An 18,299-nucleotide genomic window follows, 5' to 3' on the forward strand; every position below is an offset into this window, starting at 1 on the left:
ATTAACGCTCCACTAAAGCCATTTTTTTGTTGTAAATATTCATCAGAATAGACGTGCTAATACTAATGGTGAGATATACAGCCATAGTTAAGGCAATTACTTCAATAGCTTGGCCTGTTTGGTTAAGGGTCGTTCCCATAAATACCGATACTAAGTCGGGGTAACCAATAGCGGTTGCTAAGGAAGAGTTTTTAGTGAGGTTGAGATACTGGCTAGTGAGCGGCGGAATAATCACTCGCATCGCTTGCGGAATGATAACCAGCTTCAAGGCCTGAGTTCGGGTTAAACCTAAAGACTCAGCCGCTTCACTTTGCCCTTTGCTGACGGCAAGAATACCGGAACGAACAATCTCGGCAATAAAGGCCGCGGTATAAAAACTTAACGCAACTAACAAAGCAGCAAGCTCAGGAATAACGACTACACCACCTTGGAAGTTAAAGCCTTTTAAAGCAGGGTATTCAAGGCCAATTGGCATACCCATGATAAAAAACACGATAAGTGGTAGTAGCACAATGCTAGCAGCGGATACTGCTAATACCGGAAAAGGTTGTCCGGTAAGCATTTGTCTTCTCTTGGCCCACTTGGCTAATACAATTGAGCCAATAACAGCAATGAAAAAGGCGATAACAACAAAGCTGGAGCCGGCTTCCATTACCGGGCTGGGTAAGTACAAACCGCGAACATTTAGGAATACCGCCTCACCTAAGCTAACGCTTTGACGCGGACTCGGCAGGGCACGTAATACTGCAAAATACCAAAAGAAGATTTGCAGCAATAAGGGAATATTACGCAAGGTTTCGATATAAACCGTAGCAACTTTAGAAATCAACCAGTTGTTAGATAAACGCGCCACCCCCATCACGAAGCCAATTATGGTGGCAAAGATAATCCCTAAGGCGGAAATAAGCAGGGTATTAAGTAAACCGACGATGAACGTTCGACCGAAAGTATGGCTTTCATCATATTCAATCAATGACTGAATGATGCCAAAACCAGCGGTTTGGTTCATGAAACCAAAACCTGTGGTAATACCACGTTGCTCTAAGTTGAAAAGCGCGTTACTGATGATATAGAAAAAGAAGCCGATGACACCGATAACGACAATAATTTGGAAAACTAGCGCTCTTACGTTGGGATCAAACCAGATCTTACGAAGATTATTTGCTGAGTTATCCTTTGAAGAAGGATGAGCAGCCATAAAAATTAACCTAGTATTGTAGGACTAAAACGAAAGAGAGCAGGGCTAGGCCTGCTCTATACTGAAGTAGATCTTAACGAATTGGTGGAGCGTATTGGAAACCACCATCTTTCCATAAAGCATTTACACCACGAGCAATACCTAGTGGAGAGTCTTTACCTACGTTTTTCTCGAAAGATTCGCCGTAGCTACCAACTTGCTTAACGATGTTGTAACCCCATTTGTCATCTAAACCTAAACCTTTACCTTTTGGACCTTCTAAGCCCAAAATGCGGCGAACGTTAGGGTTGGTTGACTTAAGCATGTCGTCTGCATTAGCAGATGTTAAACCGTATTCTTCAGCGTTAATCATTGCGAATAAAGACCACTTAACAATGTTGAACCATTGATCGTCGCCTTGGCGAACAACCGGTCCTAGCGGCTCTTTTGAAATGATTTCAGGCAATACCATTGCACTGTCTGGCTTAGCTAATTTGATGCGAAGCGCGTAAAGCTGAGATTGGTCTGAGGTTAATACGTCACAGCGACCAGCTTCAAAGCCTTTAACTGTTTGGTCTGAAGTATCAAATACCACTGGTGTGTACTTCATGCCGTGTTCGCGGAAGTAATCGGCAAGGTTTAGTTCGGTAGTTGTACCAGATTGAATACAAACAGCAGCACCGTCTAGCTCTTTAGCACTAGACACACCTAGCTCTTTGCTTACCATGAAACCTTGACCGTCATAGTAGTTTACACCGGCAAAGTTTAAACCGAGTGAAGTATCACGAGTTAGAGTCCAGGTGGTATTACGAGATAGAATGTCGATTTCGCCGGATTGAAGCGCAGTAAAACGCTCTTTTGCTGTAAGTGGAGTGTATTTAACTTTAGATGCATCACCTAACACGGCTGCTGCAACTGCGCGACATACGTCTACGTCAAGACCTTGCCAGTTACCTTCAGCATCCGGGTTGGAGAATCCTGGCAAGCCGGTACTAACACCACATTGTAAGAACCCTTTGGCTTTAACGTTTTCTAAGGTTCCCTCTGCTGCGCTGGCGTTAGCGGTAAATGCTAAGGCTACAGCAGCGACCGCGGCTTTAATATGCGTGTTTTTTAACATGTTTTCTTCCCTGTACAGTTTGTCTTCTATGTTGTGGTGACAAGTACTCTAAAAAACTATTTAGAGTGTCATTTGAACCAATAACAACATAAACATTCGAATATTGGCTGTCAACATTATCGTAACACCGAAAACAGGCCTCATTGCCGAATAAGTCACCACGGGTGATGATTTATTCACTACAAATGAATATCCCTTCAACCAATTAGCTCGTTTGGCTAAAAATGCTTTTGTTGCTTCAGATCAAGATTAGCACAAATAGCGATAATTCCCTGATTTACTTAAGCTAAGGTGAGTAAAAGCGATATCTACCGCAAAAAAACTAAAAATTATTGAGATTTGGTAGGTGCGACTGGATATTCTAACTAACGTCGAAAATCCTACTGAATATTATGTTAATACCCAGTTACATATTGCTAATTTACGTCACATTACAACTTAAGTAGGGTGGGGACTTTGGCTCGGCTATTATATAAACATAGCAATCTCTAAGCCATGGCGGTGCAAACAAGATGAATATGAAAAAAAATATCGTTATTTTGACTGGCGCGGGCGTATCTGCGGAATCTGGAATAAAAACCTTTCGTGATGCTGATGGTCTTTGGGAAAAACATCGTGTAGAAGATGTCGCAACGCCAGAAGCCTACCAGCGCGATCCCGATTTTGTTGACCAGTTTTATAATTTAAGACGTCAACAATTACAAAGTGAAGAGGTGAAACCCAACTTGGCTCATTACGCTATTGCCGAATTGGAGCAGCAGCAAAACGTTGAGCTGCTATTGATCACCCAAAATATCGATAACCTTCATGAATTAGCCGGAAGCCAAAATGTTTTGCATATGCATGGTGAGTTGCTAAAAGCTCGCTGTCCTGTGAGTAATCAAACCACGGAATGGAACGGTGACCTTAACAACACAACTTTATGTACCTGCTGTCAGTTTCCCGCTCGACTAAGGCCACATGTGGTATGGTTTGGTGAAATGCCGCTAGGTTTAGACAAGATTTACCATCAACTAAACTACTGTGATATATTCATCGCGATCGGTACCTCTGGGCATGTGTTTCCGGCAGGTGGTTTCGTCCACGAAGCGGCTAGCCACGATGCAAGAACTATCGAGTTAAACCTCGAACCTTCTGAGATGCAAAGTGAATTTGCTGAGCATTATTATGGTCCAGCCAGCGAGTTGGTACCTAGCTTTTTACAACAATTAACCGAACAACTAAGAGAGACTACTTGAAAAAGATACTACTACTTGGCCTCGCCAGCTATGTTTTATTCGGCTGCGAGCCTGCGTCAACTCAGCATCAACTAGATTCAAAACAATTACCCCAGCTTAGTGAAATACAGGACGTTTCGGTAAAAAAGCAGACCTTTACCGACTTCATTCTTCCGCTAGTTGAGGCCAGTAATAATGACATTATTGAGCAGCGTAAGCAGTTATTAGAAATTAGACACAGTTTTAGACGTGACAACAAGCTCTCTAATAGTGAACAGCAGCAGTTAAAAGAGTTGGCAGAGCTCTATCGTGTTGCCTTAACGATTAGCCCTGCTAAACAAATTTCTCAGCTATTAGTTAAAGTCGATTTGATCCCGCCCGCATTAGTACTCGCTCAAGCAGCAAATGAATCCGCTTGGGGAACATCGCGCTTTGCGGTAGAAGGTAATAACCTATTTGGCCAATGGTGTTATAAGCAGGGTTGTGGTTTAGTGCCACTAAACCGAGTAGAAGGAGCCTATCATGAAGTGCGTAAGTTCGATTCAGTTTATCAATCGGTCAAGGCTTACATGCTGAACTTAAATAGCAATCCTGCTTATCAAGAATTTCAGCAGAGCCGCTTTGAAGAAAGAAAATCTGGCGAGCTCAACGGGCAGTCGCTAGCAAGTCACCTTACTAGCTACTCTGAACGTGGTGAGGCTTATGTTGAAGAACTTCAACAGATGATGCGAGTCAATGGCGATTTGTGGCCTATTCGTTTAGACCTTACCCGTTAAAGCTCGACAATCTGTACTAGCTCAGGTGACAGTTTAGATGGCACTTGAGCTTCAAACTCCGGCGCATCAAAACCAATATCTCCACCATCAATAATGCCGCTATCTTTAGTTATGGATTTAAAGTCAAACTGCTGATGGTCCATGAGGTGCGAAGGCACGACATTTTGAATCGATCTAAACATCGATTCAATACGTCCAGGAAAGCGTTTTTCCCATTCGTTTAGCATTTGTTTAATTGCTTGGCGCTGAAGGTTTTCTTGAGAGCCACACAAATTACAAGGAATGATAGGGAATTCTTTTAAGTCGGCGTATTTAATCAGGTCAGATTCTTTACAGTAAGCCATCGGACGGATCACCACGTGCTTACCGTCATCACTTACCAATTTAGGCGGCATGGTTTTAAGTTTTCCGCCGTGGAACATATTCAAGAATAGGGTTTCTAGTATGTCGTCGCGGTGGTGACCCAAAGCAATTTTAGTTGCGCCTAACTCGCTGGCGGTTCGATATAAAATGCCGCGGCGTAAACGAGAGCATAACGAACAGGTAGTCTTACCTTCGGGGATCTTGTCTTTAACGATTGAATAGGTGTCCTCTTCGACAATCTTGTAGTCGATACCTAAACTGGCTAAGTACTCTGGCAGAATATGTTCAGGAAACCCAGGTTGCTTTTGGTCTAAATTTACCGCTACGACCTCAAAGCTGATTGGCGCGTGGGCTTTTAAGTTAAGCAATATGTCGAGCATGGCATAGCTGTCTTTACCTCCAGACAAACACACCATTACTTTATCTCCGTCTTCAATCATGTTGAAGTCACCAATGGCTTGGCCCACATGGCGACGAATACGTTTTTGAAGTTTGTTGTGGTTGTACTGTTGTTTAGCTGTAACTGACATAAGGCATTCCCAATAAAAAAGCGGGGACATTATATATCCCCGCTTTGCTTACGCAATGTTTAGCGTAATTTAGAGTCAGTTATTTTTCGAAAGGACTAACAAAGTTGTGTGGTTTTAAGGCCAACAAGTCGCAATCTAGCTGATCAATCACATGCTCTGCGGTATTACCGATGAGTGCAGCACTAAAGCCACTGCGACCAGAGGTGCCTAATATGACAATCTCAGCATTTATTTGACTGGCCACCTCTGGAATCACATCGTCAGGTAAACCTTCTTCTAAATGTTTAGTCACAGCTTGTTCGAACTGCTCGTCGACAAACTTATCCAAAGCCTTTTTGTGAAATTCCATGACATTTTTGTTGTACTTGAGTGGATCGAAATCGGGAAGCTCAATGGCAATATTTACCGGAGCCGAAGGATAGGCCGTTACAATATGCACCTCAGCGTCAAGAAGCTTACTCAAGTCTTTGGTCTCTTGTGCAATTTTTTGATTTAACTTGTGATGGTCTTCGTCTTCTGCACCTGCGTGAATAGCAGCAATAATTTTACCTTTGGTAGGCCAATCGTGCTCTTTTACCATCATTACGGGTGTTGGACACTTGCGAAGTATGTGCCAGTCATTTGGAGTGAAAATGATCGATTGCAGGGTGGGATGTGGGTGAGTGGCTTTAACCACCAAATCATGGCCGAAATCCAATACTTCTTGAATTACACTCTCGTATAGTCGGTTGTTCCAAACCACCTTAGTTTCAATCTCTATGCCCGAAGATTGATAGGTAGCAATAATTTCGTTTAACCATACATTACGCTCTTCAATGACCCCAGAGCGCATTGCTTCGCGTTCTTCGCCAGATAACATCGACGTCATCTCATAAGAAAAATCATAAATGGTTAATAGAGCTTTGATTTTTGCCTTGTCTTCTTTTTGGGCAAGAAATACTGCGCGAGACAAAGCAGCTTGGGTGTCGTGAAGGGGGTCAATGACCACTAAGATATTACGATACTTAATCATGAAGCAGCTCCTAAGATACTAGAATAGCTACTTATAACTTTAGACTAAATTGTTGGAAATAAATTGGACTTAGTTAACACTGACCTAGATTTTTATTGCTTGCTTGATATAAATCAGGCCAGTGTTTTTAGATACTTAGCTGTTTTTAGTGCCAGCTAGTTGGCGAAGCGCATCACGATCGTTAATTGAGATATATTTGCCTTTCACCGCAATCATATCGGCTTTTTGGAAACGCCCCAATAAACGAGAAATAGTCTCAACGGTAAGCCCTAAATAGTTACCGATATCACCACGAGTCATGGTGAGACGAAACTCACGAGGCGAGAAGCCACGCTCTGAAAAGCGTTGTGATAGACCATAAATAAAAGCAGCGAGACGCTCTTCAGCGTTCTTTTTGCTTAACAATAGGATCATTTCTTGGTCGGCGACGATTTCATTACTCATTAGCCGCAACATTTGGCGACGTAATTTAGGCATAGACGCTGATAGTTCATCCATAATATCAAAAGGGATTTCGCACACCATTGAGGTTTCCAAAGCTTGAGCGAAGCTAGGGTGCTCTTGAGTGTTAATGGCGTCAAAGCCGACTAAATCTCCCGCTAGATGAAAACCAGTGATTTGCTCATCACCTTGTTCAGTAATGGTGTACGACTTGATTGTACCTGAGCGTATGGCATAAAGGCTTTTTAGCTTATCGCCAGCGGCAAAAATTTCTTCACCTTTTTGGATAGGCTTTTTACGTTCGATAATACTGTCTAGTCTATCCAACTCTGTCTCATTTAGAGAGAAAGGGATACACAATTGGGCAATACTACAATCTTGGCAGTGGATTTCACATCCGCCCGTTTGGATTCGTTGACTGGCTTTTGGATTAATGCTCATACTCAAACTATGCTATAGGAGTTCGCGCCAATTCTAACCCTAATATAAAAAACTTTCTAGCCTTATTGCTACAACAATGTAACAACTTGGTACACTCCTAAAGCCAAGACCATTAATCCTGACCCCACTTGTAGCCAGCGATGGCCCATTACATGGTTAAGTTGTTGACCTAAAAGCACTGTTGCCAGCATTACACTGAAAGTCCCCATGCCAAAGCTGAACATAACCCCAGCACCGGCCAACCAGTTGGCTTGACTGGCACTAAGGGTGAGGTTGGAATAGACCAAGCCACAAGGCAGCCAGCCCCATAACAATCCTAAAGGAATACTGGATAAAGGGTGTTGCACGGCAAGTAAACGGCTGGCGCGAGGCTGAATTTTACGCCATAGCCCTTTGCCCATTGACTCTACCGGGTTTAGAACCGACCACCATCGGGTGAGATGAATTCCTAATAGGATTAGCATGATTGCAGCGAGCCACTGTAAAATAGATAACATATAAGCTGAGCGGTGCACATTGCTAATGGCTTGGATAGACCCCGCAACAATGGCGCCAGCGATGCTATAGCTAATGATACGCCCAAGGTTGAAGCCGATGCTGACCGCTAATTTAGACGAGGCATTACTGGCGCGTTGTCCCAGAACGCAGGCGATACCGCCACACATCGCTATACAGTGACTAGCACCAAATAAACCGGTTATAAACGCCGCCGCGTAATCACTTTGGAACATTATCTTTACTTTTATCCGATGTTTGTTTTTTTTCATCAAATAAAATATTAACGCCTTGGCGGTCTAGGTCTTCAAACTGTTCGCTACGAACTGCCCAAAAGAAGATGCCAATACCGACGGCGACAAATAACAACGCGATTGGTATTAAAACGAAAATAATGCTCATCGTTTATTTAGCCTTAAAGAATTAGTCAGTACCGCAAGTGACGATAATGACATACCAATGGCAGCCATATAAGGGGTCACTATACCCGCTATTGCTAAGGGTAGAATTAACGCATTGTAACCCAGCGCCCAAGCCAAATTTTGCCTGATAATACGTTTGGTTTTTTTAGCGAGTTCTATAGCCTCAACTAAAGTGTTTAACTTTGTGCCTAACAATACCGCGTCAGCACTGGATTTTGCAATGTCGGTACCCAAGCCCATTGCTACAGATAGTGGCGCGGCAGCTAACACCGGACCGTCGTTAACACCATCACCCAGCATCATTAACTTAGGCGTGGTTTTACTGCGTTCTTTTACAAATTCTAGCTTCTGCTGTGGTAGGGCTCCACTAACAATTTGGCTAATACCGAGTTGTTCTGCCACAAATGGCACTTGCGCTGAGTCATCTCCAGTGAGCATGATTAACTCGATGTGTTTTTGGCTCAGGGCTTGGCTAAAACTTACAGCATCATCTTTTAAGGTATCGGATAGGTAAACTCGAGCAAGCAATTGTTGTTCGTTCATTAATAGCAGCTCTAACATACCTTGTTTGGCTACCGATGGCTGCTGACAAAATGAGGCTTTACCCAGTTTTAACGCTAAACCATCAACCTTGCCACTTATTCCCATGCCGGTATGGTGTTCTAGCTCTGTGGCACTTAGTTGTTGGAATTCAGCAAAAGCTTGGGCAATGGGGTGAGAACTTTGTTGCTCTAAAGCGCCAATTAACTGCAGTATATAAGACTCTGTATATTCGCCATAAGTCTCAATTTGTTGCACCCGTAAGCGACCCTGTGTGAGGGTGCCAGTTTTATCCGATACCACGGTAGTTACGCTAGCTAAATGTTCCAAAACATGGCCGCGTTTCACCAGTAAACCGTGTTTAGATAGATTATGAGTAGCGGCGGTAAGTGCTGCAGGCGTAGCTAACGATAGGGCGCAGGGGCAGGTGGCTACGAGTACCGCTAGGGTAATCCAAAAAGCGTCTTCTGGAGAATGAAAATGCCAGAAAGTATAAGTGAGCGAGGCAATAATCAACAAAGCTAAAACAAAGTAACGTGCCACGGTATCGGCAATAGTTGCGATTTTGGGTTTTTCGCTTTGCGCCTGTTCTTGTAGCCGCAATATGTTAGCAATAAAGGTGTTTTGTGAAACTGCCTGCACCTGTAAGTGAATGGTTTGCTCGTGGTTTACTGTACCAGCATACACCTTGTCACCCAGTGTTTTTAAAATAGGCAGAGACTCACCGGTTAATGATGATTCGTCAAATTCACTTTCACCTTGAATGACGACTCCATCTGCGGGAACCAATTCCCCAGGCAGAATAACGATAGTATCGCCGCTTGTTAATTTGCTGGCTGCTATACGGTTTTGCTGGCCGTCTGCTTCAATTTTTAACGCCAATTTAGGCACTAACTTAAGCATGTTTGAACTGGTTTCACTGGCCTTACGGCGCGCTCGAAGCTCTAATAAACGCCCCAGTAATAGTAAAAAAGTAAACATGGAAACCGACTCAAAATAGACCTCGCCAGTGCCTTTTACCGTGGCATACAGTGATGCTCCATAAGCGCCTAATAATGCGATAGACACCGGCACATCCATATTTAAGGTTTTAGCTCTTAAGCTGCGATAAGCACCAAAATAAAAGGGCTGAGCCGAAAATATTAATACTGGCGTTGCCATAATCAGGCTCACCCAACGAAAATAGTCCCGATAAAGCGTTTCCATTTCTTCGAAAAAGTCACCGTATAAGGCTACCGCAAACATCATCACTTGCATGGTGGCAAGGCCTGCCACTCCTAGTTTAAGTAAGTGGCTACGATAGAGCTTTCGGTCTAACTCTTCTTGCCTATCGGTCTGAAAGGGGCTGGCGTTATAGCCAAGTTTTTGAATGCTTTGCAATACTTGGCTGAGCTTGGCTTGGCTGTCATCCCAAATCAAGGTTGCCCGCTGGGTGGTGGAGTTGACTTGAATCTTAATCACCCCAGCAATGCTGGAAACTTGTTTTTCAATTAGCCAGGCACAAGCTGCACAGGCAATGCCTTCTATTGATAACAGCACTTCCTTAGAGTCGGCATTTTTGGCGACAAACTCTAGCTGAACACTTTCGTCGTCATAATCGAGCATCTTCACTAATGCATCGGGCACTAGACCCTGGGCACTAGGTGCAGCCGCGGTGCGGTGCTGATAATAATCTTCTAAACCGCTTTGTACGATGGTCTCGGCTACGGCGGCGCAGCCCTGACAACACATTGCTTGATCTTTACCCAGAATATTAACGTGCAGTTCAACGCCTTTGGGGATCACTTCGTTACAGTGAAAACACAGCTTGTCACTATTTGCCATCGATATGTTCTACGTTGTACAGCGGTAGTTGCAGTTCCTCTTGTAAACGCCAGCTATCGTCCATGGGACTGATACGTAAAAACCAACGGCCATTTTCATTTAAATCATCCCCAAAGCGATAACGCCCGCTAGCATCGGCGGTAACAACATAGCTGCGGTCATTTTTGGCTAAGGTTTTATGGGCAAGCTCAATTTTTAAGGGTTGGTTTTTCTGTGCTTCGGGTAAATCCATGCTTAACACTAAGCCCTGAGGCGCAGGTAATACTCTAGCCTTAATACCTAGTTGTTCGGCGTGCTCAATTAAAGACAGATCGGCATTAATCGCTTTACCTTTTTTATAATAAGATTCTACAACCATGTCGTTATTGGTAGAGCTGGCTAAATAAAAGGTATAGAGACTGGCAGTAACGGCTGCCATGGGAAGGGCAATTAAGAACCAGGGCCAAAATTGTTTATACCAAGCTTGTTGCATAAGTGATTACATCCATTCACAAAGAGAGCCTAAATATAACAAAAAAAGCGGCGCATATGCGCCGCTTTTTTAACATTTTAAACTATTCAGTTCTAGAAAGTTGATAAACGTAAGCAGAAATAAGCTGAATTTTATCTTCTCCCAGAATATCCTTCCAGGCTGGCATTACGCCGTTACGACCGTAACGAATAGTTTCTTCAATGGCGCGGCGAGAGCCGCCATACAGCCAAATACCATTAGTAAGGTTAGGTGCACCCACCGCATAGCTACCGGTACCATCGGCGCCGTGACAAGCAGCACAAACCACGAAGCGATTTTTACCGTTGGCTGCGTCAACTTCGTTAACCTTCCGGCCAGATAGGCTTAACACATAAGCGGCAACTTCACGAATACCGTCATCACCTAAAGCGGCTTCCCATGTCGGCATTTGACCTTGGCGACCGTGCATAATGGTAGTTTTAATTGCATCGCCAGTACCACCGTATAACCAGTCGTTATCGGTAAGGTTAGGGAAGCCTTTACCACCACGAGCAGAAGAGCCGTGACACTGAGAACAGTTCTGCAGGTATAAACGTTGGCCAATGCGAATCGCATTTTCGTCTTCAGATAACTCTTCAACGCTACGGTATTCGCCGTTCTCGTTGTAGGCCACTTGACGGAATACTTCGCCAAAACGCTCGTCTGCTTTAACAATTTCACTGTGATATTGGTTTGCTACGGTATCATCATAAGCGGCAACCAATTGTTCACCTTCTGCAATGCTCTTAATATTCTTCTCGGCGCTCTTCCAGCCTAAAAAGCCTTGCCAATTACCTAAGCCAGGGTAGGCCGCTAGGTAAACCAAGGAGAACACGATAGTGATGATAAACATGTACGACCACCATTTAGGAAGAGGGTTGTTTAACTCCTCAATTCCATCAAATTTGTGGCCCATTGATTCGCCGTCTTTAACGCCGGTATTATTTTTTGTACAAACTCTTAGCAGTATGAAGCAACCTACGATGCTGGCTAAGGTTATTACAGTAATCCACACGCTCCAAAATGTGCTCATTTTTTCTGTGCTCCTTCAAAGTCCTTTGTAGGGCTAGTTTTTGGTTCATCGGCAAAAACCAAATTGGCAGCCTCTGCAAAATCCTTTTTGCGCTTTTTGCTATATGCCCAAGCTATAATGCCGATGAAAATCGCCATTAGGAACGCAGTATATAGGCCACTAAATGTACCAAAGTCCATAAACTAACTCCTTATTTTAATGCTGTACCTAACACTTGTAAGTAAGCGATAAGCGCTTCCATTTCAGTTTTACCTTCAACGGCGTCTGCAGCGCCGGCTATATCTTCATCGGTGTAAGGTACACCAAAATGATCTCTAAATAGCGCAAGCTTATCGGCAGTTAATGAACCATCTACCATGTTATCGGCTAACCAAGGAAAACCGGGCATGTTTGATTCAGGTACAACATTTCGTGGATTAATAAGGTGAACACGGTGCCACTCGTCGGAGTAACGTTGTCCTACACGCGCTAGGTCTGGCCCGGTACGCTTAGAGCCCCACAAGAACGGATGCTCCCAAACACTTTCGCCAGCAACAGAGTAGTGGCCATAGCGTTCGGTTTCGGCGCGGAAAGGACGAATCATTTGGCTATGACAGTTACTACATCCCTCACGAATGTAGATGTCACGGCCTTCCATTTGTAGCGCGGTGTAAGGCACTAAGCCTTCAACGGGTTCGGTAGTTTCGGGTTGGAAAATAAGCGGTGTAATTTGCACCAATCCACCAAAACTAATGGCAATAACAATGAAAATAGCCAGCAAACCAACATTTTTTTCAATTAATTCGTGCTTCATGTTATGCCTCCTGCGCCAGTTCAATTGCTTTTAACGAACCTTTCTCAGCAGTAATAGTTTTAAAGGCGTTGTAAGCCATAACCAACATCCCGCTAAGGAAGAACAAACCACCAACAAAACGAACAAAGTAGAAGGGGTAAGACGCTTGCAGCGACTCAACAAAGGAGTAAGTTAGAGTACCGTCTTCGTTAACCGCACGCCACATCAAGCCTTGCATCACACCAGAGATCCACATTGCTACGATGTATAACACCACGCCAATGGTAGCTAACCAGAAGTGAGTATTAATCAGCTTGATGCTGTACATACGGTCTTGACCGAATAGCACAGGAACCAAGTGGTAAATACTACCGATAGACACCATAGCAACCCAACCTAAGGCACCAGAGTGCACGTGACCTACGGTCCAGTCGGTGTAGTGTGAAAGAGCGTTAACGGTTTTAATCGCCATCATCGGGCCTTCAAAGGTAGACATACCATAGAAAGACAAAGATACGATCAGGAAGCGCAAGATAGGGTCGTAGCGTAATTTATGCCACGCTCCAGACAGAGTCATAATACCGTTAATCATGCCGCCCCAAGAAGGCGCGAACAAAATTAGCGACATCACCATACCTAAAGACTGAGCCCAATCGGGTAAGGCTGTGTAATGTAGATGGTGAGGACCTGCCCAAATGTAAATTGAGATTAATGCCCAGAAGTGCACGATAGACAAACGGTAGCTGTATACTGGGCGGCCAGCTTGTTTCGGCACGAAGTAGTACATCATACCCAAGAAGCCTGCGGTTAATAAGAAACCAACCGCGTTATGGCCATACCACCACTGCACCATGGCATCTACTGCACCTGCATAGATAGAGTAAGACTTAGTCATGGTAAGCGGAATGGCGGCATTGTTAACAATGTGCAATACCGCAACAGTAATAATAAACGCACCGAAGAACCAGTTCGCTACGTAAATGTGCGAGGTTTTTCTTTTAACAATAGTGCCAAAGAATACGATCCCATAGGCAACCCACACTACCGCAATGGCAATACCGATAGGCCATTCCAATTCAGCGTACTCTTTCGAGGTAGTAAAGCCCATGGGTAGGGTAATCGCCGCAGATAAGATAATTAATTGCCATCCCCAAAATACAAATGAGGCAAGAGGGCCACCAAATAAGCGGGTTTGACAGGTACGCTGTACCACGTAGAAAGAACAAGCCATTAATGCACTGGTACCAAATGCAAAAATAACGGCGTTAGTGTGGAGGGGGCGTAACCGGCTATAGGTTAGCCAAGGAGTATCGAAGTTTAGAGCAGGCCAAATTAATTGCGCAGCAATTAATACGCCAACACCCATGCCAACAATACCCCAAACAATGGTCATTACAGTAAACTGGCGTACAACTGTGTAGTTGTAATCAGTCTCCGTGCTAGCTGCTTGGTTCATAAATACATGCTTCCGTTGCTATTATTATTTGTTTAAGCGAGTTAAATGCAGGTGCATTAACAACATGAAACGAATTGTTAAACCACATTTTCAATAACATTTGTTAAATGCATAACATTAGTAGCTTAACGGCGCGATCATACTTGATTGATAGGGCAAATAACAGTTTGAAAACCCCCTTATTTGCATAAGTTCGCTAATTTTTTAACAAAAAATTTCCAAGCAGATACGTGCATTGATCTGGATCAATTATGGCTGGATTTGTTACAAATTGGCAATCTGAATGTCCCATAGCAAGAACTCAATATTAACAAGGTGTTTTCCAGCTAGTGATACCGCGGATTCTTATCAGCCTTAAATGCAACAATACAGATGCAAAAAGGAGCTGAACGCCGTCAAATTGTAGCAAAGTGTTACAGTGGGGTTAATTGCTTCACGTAAGACTAGCCACAGTGAGCGCGCGTATGAAAAACTAATTTTTTATTAGCATCGGGGGGGGAGTGTCTGCAAATGTCGAAGCATAGTGCTTTGCCAAGCCAACATCGACACAAGCGGGGAGAGCAATATCACTACGCATGTTAACTAAAGCTTGTGGTAAACGCGCTGTGATTAACATGCAGAGTCCGGCAAGAAGGGGAGCGTTTTAAAACTCCTTACTTGCGAAGCCCGTGACTTCTTTAATACCCATTTCACGACCCAATTTAGTCATAGGGTGAACCACCACTAAGCCCTTAACCGATTTTTTTAGTTTACCCATGTCGGCCTGTTCTTGTTTGGTTAAGACGCGACTAAAGGGAAGGGTGCTTAGTTCTTTTCCCTGTTGGTTAAGCTGCTTATTGAGCTGTGCTTTAACACTATCACGCTTTTTACTTAGGGCTTCGATAGTTTTATTAAATTGTTTAACCACATCAACATCACCACGTTCATGAGCAGCATTAAGTTTTCTGTTGGCGACATCCAATTTGTTATGAATGGTTTGCAGTTCGTTTTTTAAATTCATGTTGGTTCCTAAAGGTGTTGATGCGTGCTCATCGCAGAAGCTTAGCAGGCGCGAAGTATAGCAGCAAAATTTGGTCACGTTCAGATTTGTTCTATTTAGTATTTTTAGCAAGCTTATTGCCGATAATGCTATTTATCGGCAATTGCTATATAGTAGGTTTATATCCATAAAAATCATTAGGTTAGTCTTATTATGTCTTATTTGCTGCCGCCCGCGATTCCTTTGTTTGATTCAATTCAACATTTAGAAGAAGGTAACGCCGTAGTTAACCAACACTTAGCAGAGATAAGCGTAAACGCCGTGCCCGATGCCGGTTATGTGTATGAATTTGCGGTGGATTGGTTGCTAGAACAACGCTTTAGTGAGAATAATTACAAAACTTACCGCAGCGAGCTAACCACTTTTCTTCATTGGGCCTTTAAGGTCGAAGAAATATCGCTCAGCGACATTACTCGGCGAGTATTAAGCCGCTACCTAGAATATTGTAGCCAACCACCGGAAACATTAATTGCCTACAGAAATGTGGCGCAATTTATTACCGACAAGCAACTTAAAGAACGTTTACCAAATCCTTTGTGGCGACCGTTTTTAGGCAAAAAGCGAGATGGGATTGAGCAAAGCTATGCGATTAGTGAAAAAGCGCTGAAGACTAAATTGGCTATTTTGTCGGCGTTTTATGCTTATCTAATCAATGAAGAATACACCGAGCGAAATCCCGCCATGGCCCTGATGAAAAACGGCCGCTTCAAACATACCAGCCAACACCTTGTTAGTGGCGAAGATCAAGACGATATTAAAGCTTTCAGCGATTTGCAGTGGTCCTACGTGATGGCGGCTGCCAATCAACTGGCAGCCAGTCATCCAGAAGAAAATGAGCGAATTCTATTTTTGGTCAGCCTAATGTACGGCTGTTATTTAAGGATTTCTGAAGTCGCGGCTAAACCTGGCTTTTCGCCGATTATGGGTCAGTTTAAACGAGATACAAAAACTGGAGTTTGGGGATTTTATATTCCGCGCAGTAAAGGCGGCAAAAAACGTAGCGTTGCTGTCTCCAAACAACTGCTTAAAGCATTGCAACGTTACCGCACGTTTTTAGGCTTAACGCCACTGCCAACGCCGAATGACAAAACGCCACTATTTATAAGACACCGCGCACCAGGTCGCGGACGTGACAGCGGAATTCTCAACGCCAACTTAGGAGTAAGACAATTACGCGAGCAAATTTACACAGTGATTGAACATGCCGCCAACTTAGCGCAACAAGATGGCTTTGAGCAGGACGCTAACGAAATGCGTCAATTAACACCGCATAGTATTCGCCATACCGGAATATCTCACGATATTAATTTAGTTGGGCGGCCGCTAGCGCATGTACAAGCCGATGCCGGACACGACAGTATCGACACCACATCGCAATATCTGCATACATCTAGAGTTGAACGACATCAGTCCGCTGAGAATAAGCCATTGGACCACTTAGCTTAATTTGTATATTTCACCGATAATCACAGGCCAAACTTTGCAGAATATCAAAAACCAACCCATTGGGCGCATAATGTATATTATGTTAAATTGAATATATTGGTTTATATATAAATCAATCACTTACAAATACTGCAATTGCCGGACTCCCCAAGCCCCTTGTTTACTGGGGTTAATGTCAATAAATGTTGATTTTGCTCACTAGCAACAAAAACTAAATGTTATGTAATGAAAATCTTTGTTTATGCACTTTCGGCAATAGTCGCCTAACACAGCAATTTCATTATAAAAATAATTTTGAGAATTATTGCAACTGTGAGCTATGTCACGCATATAAAGGAGTTTTGCACATGATTAATAGCCAACTTTACCCAACGTTTAACGGTTCAGACTTGAAAAACTATTTCGATTCACCGGCACAGGTCGCCGACTATTTTGGGATTCCAGAGCGCACCGCTCGCGATTGGTACAGAAAGAACCAAGCGCCGAACACAGCAAAGCGCCTAATGGATGTTGCCGCAAGTGGATTTTTGCCTTGCTCTTTGGGTTGGGAGGATTTTCGGATTTTTAACGGGCTTCTATATACACCCACAGGCCAATGCCTTAAGCCTGAGCAGCTTAATGCTATTTGTCAGGCATTTGACCTACCTCAATATGAGCGTGTCCAAAAGTGGCTAAATGGTCGAAGGACTGCGAAAGTCCCGGATTGGGTTGTTGAAGAACAAGTTAATGCGAAGGTTGTCTCATTTAAGTAAACCTAATGCTAAAGCGCCGGTAATTAACATTATCGGCGACTAGCTCAGGATACCATTCAGCGAACTTCAGTTAGCGCCTTAGCCATACCTTTATCTATAAGTTGTAAAGCCTTTCCCTGCGCTAAATCGCCATAGTGCTCCAAATGACAAGTAACTATGTACTGTTTTCCCCCTTCGCCACAACAGATTGAAAAGGTGAGATATCTATTACTGAGACTCTCTTTGAATACCTGAGTACCTGAAATCATTTTAAAAGATGGCTCTCGATATGGTAGGTAATTAACACAATTGCTAACCCTGTCTATTGCAGTTCCCACATTAAAAGAAAGGTTAGTGCTAAACGTATCTCTGCCCGAAGGGGTCAAGCTGGGTGATATATTTGCATTTACAGCATACATCGGCATAAATTCGCGCTTCATTCTTTTTCCTCGCTAAAGCTCTTGGCTATTTTCTCTTGTATATTTTCGTTGCACACAAACCGCAATTTTCCTTCCTCAAGCAAAATCTTAGTTGCAGCAAATTCATCATCAGTTAAAAACGTCTTTAATCGCTTTGCCGCTAGACCAATTACCCCTTCACTAGCTGGCCTAATATTTTTTCGTATCGGCATAGATACCTCTATTCTGATAAATGTATACCACTACGTTACCACAACAAATTAAAAGCTAGCCTTAAGTTTTTTGTAACGAGCTTAGTGAATCTATAAAAAAACCCGCATTAAGCGGGTTTTCTTTATTTAAACAACTTAAACGCTTCTTGCGGCTGGTTTTGCGCTTGGTGGAGCGTTTCTTTTTAGCGGTTTTGGCCTTGGCTTTCACCTTATCAATGCCACCGCCTTTGGTGTATTTGTAATCTGGCTTAAACTTGCCTGTTGGAAATTCTACGCAGAGTTCATAATAGCGATGTGAGTATTGTCCCCATGGTTCGGAGTTGTCTCAGGGATCTCTTGGCTA

At 43.4% G+C, this 18,299-nt stretch carries 20 protein-coding genes; 4 read left to right on the forward strand and 16 right to left on the reverse strand.

The annotated features are described in order from the left end of the window. Nucleotide 1 precedes the first annotated feature (1 nt). The gene (locus AR383_RS02170; protein WP_055731648.1) at nucleotides 2–1,198 is read right to left on the reverse strand and encodes an amino acid ABC transporter permease; all 1,197 of its coding nucleotides are present in this window, start codon (nucleotides 1,196–1,198) and stop codon (nucleotides 2–4) included. A 73-nt stretch (nucleotides 1,199–1,271) separates the two neighbouring features. Then, nucleotides 1,272–2,297 (reverse strand): amino acid ABC transporter substrate-binding protein, encoded by a 1,026-nt coding sequence (locus AR383_RS02175; protein ID WP_055731649.1) that lies wholly within the window; start codon nucleotides 2,295–2,297, stop codon nucleotides 1,272–1,274. Nucleotides 2,298–2,815: 518 nt separating this feature from the next. On the opposite strand from AR383_RS02175, the gene cobB reads away from it, so the two are divergent. Continuing rightward, complete coding sequence (gene cobB, locus AR383_RS02180) at nucleotides 2,816–3,535, forward strand: Sir2 family NAD+-dependent deacetylase (protein ID WP_055731650.1); 720 nt, start codon at nucleotides 2,816–2,818, stop codon at nucleotides 3,533–3,535. Further along, nucleotides 3,532–4,290 carry a glucosaminidase domain-containing protein gene (locus tag AR383_RS02185; protein ID WP_055731651.1) on the forward strand — a complete coding sequence of 253 codons (759 nt, stop codon included), beginning with the start codon at nucleotides 3,532–3,534 and terminating at the stop codon, nucleotides 4,288–4,290. The genes cobB and AR383_RS02185 overlap by 4 nt, the downstream gene beginning before the upstream one ends. Here AR383_RS02185 and ttcA read toward each other — a convergent pair. From ttcA to AR383_RS02245, 12 genes are all read right to left on the reverse strand, one after another. Then, the gene (ttcA, locus tag AR383_RS02190) at nucleotides 4,287–5,183 is read right to left on the reverse strand and encodes a tRNA 2-thiocytidine(32) synthetase TtcA (RefSeq protein ID WP_055731652.1); all 897 of its coding nucleotides are present in this window, start codon (nucleotides 5,181–5,183) and stop codon (nucleotides 4,287–4,289) included. The genes AR383_RS02185 and ttcA overlap by 4 nt on opposite strands. A gap of 79 nt (nucleotides 5,184–5,262) precedes the next feature. After that, a complete protein-coding gene (uspE, locus tag AR383_RS02195) occupies nucleotides 5,263–6,195 on the reverse strand; it encodes a universal stress protein UspE (RefSeq protein ID WP_055731653.1) in 933 nt (310 codons plus the stop codon). A 135-nt stretch (nucleotides 6,196–6,330) separates the two neighbouring features. Then, a complete protein-coding gene (locus AR383_RS02200) occupies nucleotides 6,331–7,077 on the reverse strand; it encodes an FNR family transcription factor (protein ID WP_055731654.1) in 747 nt (248 codons plus the stop codon). Nucleotides 7,078–7,145: 68 nt separating this feature from the next. Beyond that, complete coding sequence (locus tag AR383_RS02205; protein ID WP_055731655.1) at nucleotides 7,146–7,808, reverse strand: sulfite exporter TauE/SafE family protein; 663 nt, start codon at nucleotides 7,806–7,808, stop codon at nucleotides 7,146–7,148. Further along, nucleotides 7,795–7,974 carry a cbb3-type cytochrome oxidase assembly protein CcoS gene (gene ccoS, locus AR383_RS02210; protein WP_055731656.1) on the reverse strand — a complete coding sequence of 60 codons (180 nt, stop codon included), beginning with the start codon at nucleotides 7,972–7,974 and terminating at the stop codon, nucleotides 7,795–7,797. The genes AR383_RS02205 and ccoS overlap by 14 nt, the downstream gene beginning before the upstream one ends. Beyond that, nucleotides 7,971–10,358, reverse strand: coding sequence for a heavy metal translocating P-type ATPase (locus AR383_RS02215; protein WP_055731657.1), 2,388 nt, complete (start codon nucleotides 10,356–10,358; stop codon nucleotides 7,971–7,973). The genes ccoS and AR383_RS02215 overlap by 4 nt, the downstream gene beginning before the upstream one ends. Next, the gene (locus AR383_RS02220) at nucleotides 10,348–10,830 is read right to left on the reverse strand and encodes a FixH family protein (RefSeq protein ID WP_055731658.1); all 483 of its coding nucleotides are present in this window, start codon (nucleotides 10,828–10,830) and stop codon (nucleotides 10,348–10,350) included. The genes AR383_RS02215 and AR383_RS02220 overlap by 11 nt, the downstream gene beginning before the upstream one ends. Nucleotides 10,831–10,912: 82 nt before the next feature. After that, nucleotides 10,913–11,881: a cytochrome-c oxidase, cbb3-type subunit III gene (ccoP, locus tag AR383_RS02225; protein WP_055731659.1), complete on the reverse strand. Its 969-nt coding sequence runs from the start codon at nucleotides 11,879–11,881 to the stop codon at nucleotides 10,913–10,915. After that, a complete protein-coding gene (locus AR383_RS02230; protein ID WP_055731660.1) occupies nucleotides 11,878–12,060 on the reverse strand; it encodes a cbb3-type cytochrome oxidase subunit 3 in 183 nt (60 codons plus the stop codon). Before AR383_RS02230 ends, ccoP begins: the two co-directional genes overlap by 4 nt. A gap of 11 nt (nucleotides 12,061–12,071) precedes the next feature. Continuing rightward, nucleotides 12,072–12,674 (reverse strand): cytochrome-c oxidase, cbb3-type subunit II, encoded by a 603-nt coding sequence (gene ccoO / locus AR383_RS02235; protein ID WP_055731661.1) that lies wholly within the window; start codon nucleotides 12,672–12,674, stop codon nucleotides 12,072–12,074. A gap of 1 nt (nucleotide 12,675) precedes the next feature. Next, complete coding sequence (gene ccoN, locus AR383_RS02240) at nucleotides 12,676–14,109, reverse strand: cytochrome-c oxidase, cbb3-type subunit I (protein ID WP_055731662.1); 1,434 nt, start codon at nucleotides 14,107–14,109, stop codon at nucleotides 12,676–12,678. Between the two features lie 643 nt (nucleotides 14,110–14,752). Further along, nucleotides 14,753–15,109 (reverse strand): YibL family ribosome-associated protein, encoded by a 357-nt coding sequence (locus AR383_RS02245; protein ID WP_055731663.1) that lies wholly within the window; start codon nucleotides 15,107–15,109, stop codon nucleotides 14,753–14,755. A gap of 192 nt (nucleotides 15,110–15,301) precedes the next feature. Between AR383_RS02245 and AR383_RS02250 the strand changes: the two genes are divergently transcribed. Both AR383_RS02250 and AR383_RS02255 read left to right on the forward strand, forming a co-directional pair. Beyond that, nucleotides 15,302–16,594, forward strand: a complete 1,293-nt coding sequence (locus AR383_RS02250; protein WP_055731664.1) for a tyrosine-type recombinase/integrase — start codon at nucleotides 15,302–15,304, stop codon at nucleotides 16,592–16,594. A 347-nt stretch (nucleotides 16,595–16,941) separates the two neighbouring features. Continuing rightward, on the forward strand, nucleotides 16,942–17,346 hold the full coding sequence (locus AR383_RS02255; RefSeq protein WP_055731665.1) for a DUF3653 domain-containing protein: 405 nt from the start codon (nucleotides 16,942–16,944) through the stop codon (nucleotides 17,344–17,346). 56 nt (nucleotides 17,347–17,402) lie between these two features. On the opposite strand, the gene AR383_RS02260 is transcribed toward AR383_RS02255, so the two are convergent. After that, nucleotides 17,403–17,765 carry a hypothetical protein gene (locus tag AR383_RS02260; RefSeq protein ID WP_055731666.1) on the reverse strand — a complete coding sequence of 121 codons (363 nt, stop codon included), beginning with the start codon at nucleotides 17,763–17,765 and terminating at the stop codon, nucleotides 17,403–17,405. After that, nucleotides 17,762–17,956, reverse strand: coding sequence for a hypothetical protein (locus tag AR383_RS02265; protein ID WP_055731667.1), 195 nt, complete (start codon nucleotides 17,954–17,956; stop codon nucleotides 17,762–17,764). Before AR383_RS02265 ends, AR383_RS02260 begins: the two co-directional genes overlap by 4 nt. Nucleotides 17,957–18,299 lie beyond the last annotated feature (343 nt).

The organism is Agarivorans gilvus, from assembly GCF_001420915.1.
GTDB lineage: Bacteria > Pseudomonadota > Gammaproteobacteria > Enterobacterales > Celerinatantimonadaceae > Agarivorans > Agarivorans gilvus.

What these genes read in the sequence shown, in the direction of transcription:
- AR383_RS02170 (WP_055731648.1), bottom strand. Translation starts at nt 1,198, where the DNA reads ATGGCTGCTCATCCTTCTTCAAAGGATAACTCAGCAAATAATCTTCGT.
- AR383_RS02175 (WP_055731649.1), bottom strand. Translation starts at nt 2,297, where the DNA reads ATGTTAAAAAACACGCATATTAAAGCCGCGGTCGCTGCTGTAGCCTTA.
- cobB (WP_055731650.1), top strand. Translation starts at nt 2,816, where the DNA reads ATGAAAAAAAATATCGTTATTTTGACTGGCGCGGGCGTATCTGCGGAA.
- ttcA (WP_055731652.1), bottom strand. Translation starts at nt 5,183, where the DNA reads ATGTCAGTTACAGCTAAACAACAGTACAACCACAACAAACTTCAAAAA.
- uspE (WP_055731653.1), bottom strand. Translation starts at nt 6,195, where the DNA reads ATGATTAAGTATCGTAATATCTTAGTGGTCATTGACCCCCTTCACGAC.
- AR383_RS02200 (WP_055731654.1), bottom strand. Translation starts at nt 7,077, where the DNA reads ATGAGCATTAATCCAAAAGCCAGTCAACGAATCCAAACGGGCGGATGT.
- AR383_RS02205 (WP_055731655.1), bottom strand. Translation starts at nt 7,808, where the DNA reads ATGTTCCAAAGTGATTACGCGGCGGCGTTTATAACCGGTTTATTTGGT.
- ccoS (WP_055731656.1), bottom strand. Translation starts at nt 7,974, where the DNA reads ATGAGCATTATTTTCGTTTTAATACCAATCGCGTTGTTATTTGTCGCC.
- AR383_RS02215 (WP_055731657.1), bottom strand. Translation starts at nt 10,358, where the DNA reads ATGGCAAATAGTGACAAGCTGTGTTTTCACTGTAACGAAGTGATCCCC.
- AR383_RS02220 (WP_055731658.1), bottom strand. Translation starts at nt 10,830, where the DNA reads ATGCAACAAGCTTGGTATAAACAATTTTGGCCCTGGTTCTTAATTGCC.
- ccoP (WP_055731659.1), bottom strand. Translation starts at nt 11,881, where the DNA reads ATGAGCACATTTTGGAGCGTGTGGATTACTGTAATAACCTTAGCCAGC.
- AR383_RS02230 (WP_055731660.1), bottom strand. Translation starts at nt 12,060, where the DNA reads ATGGACTTTGGTACATTTAGTGGCCTATATACTGCGTTCCTAATGGCG.
- ccoO (WP_055731661.1), bottom strand. Translation starts at nt 12,674, where the DNA reads ATGAAGCACGAATTAATTGAAAAAAATGTTGGTTTGCTGGCTATTTTC.
- ccoN (WP_055731662.1), bottom strand. Translation starts at nt 14,109, where the DNA reads ATGAACCAAGCAGCTAGCACGGAGACTGATTACAACTACACAGTTGTA.
- AR383_RS02245 (WP_055731663.1), bottom strand. Translation starts at nt 15,109, where the DNA reads ATGAATTTAAAAAACGAACTGCAAACCATTCATAACAAATTGGATGTC.
- AR383_RS02250 (WP_055731664.1), top strand. Translation starts at nt 15,302, where the DNA reads ATGTCTTATTTGCTGCCGCCCGCGATTCCTTTGTTTGATTCAATTCAA.
- AR383_RS02255 (WP_055731665.1), top strand. Translation starts at nt 16,942, where the DNA reads ATGATTAATAGCCAACTTTACCCAACGTTTAACGGTTCAGACTTGAAA.
- AR383_RS02260 (WP_055731666.1), bottom strand. Translation starts at nt 17,765, where the DNA reads ATGAAGCGCGAATTTATGCCGATGTATGCTGTAAATGCAAATATATCA.
- AR383_RS02265 (WP_055731667.1), bottom strand. Translation starts at nt 17,956, where the DNA reads ATGCCGATACGAAAAAATATTAGGCCAGCTAGTGAAGGGGTAATTGGT.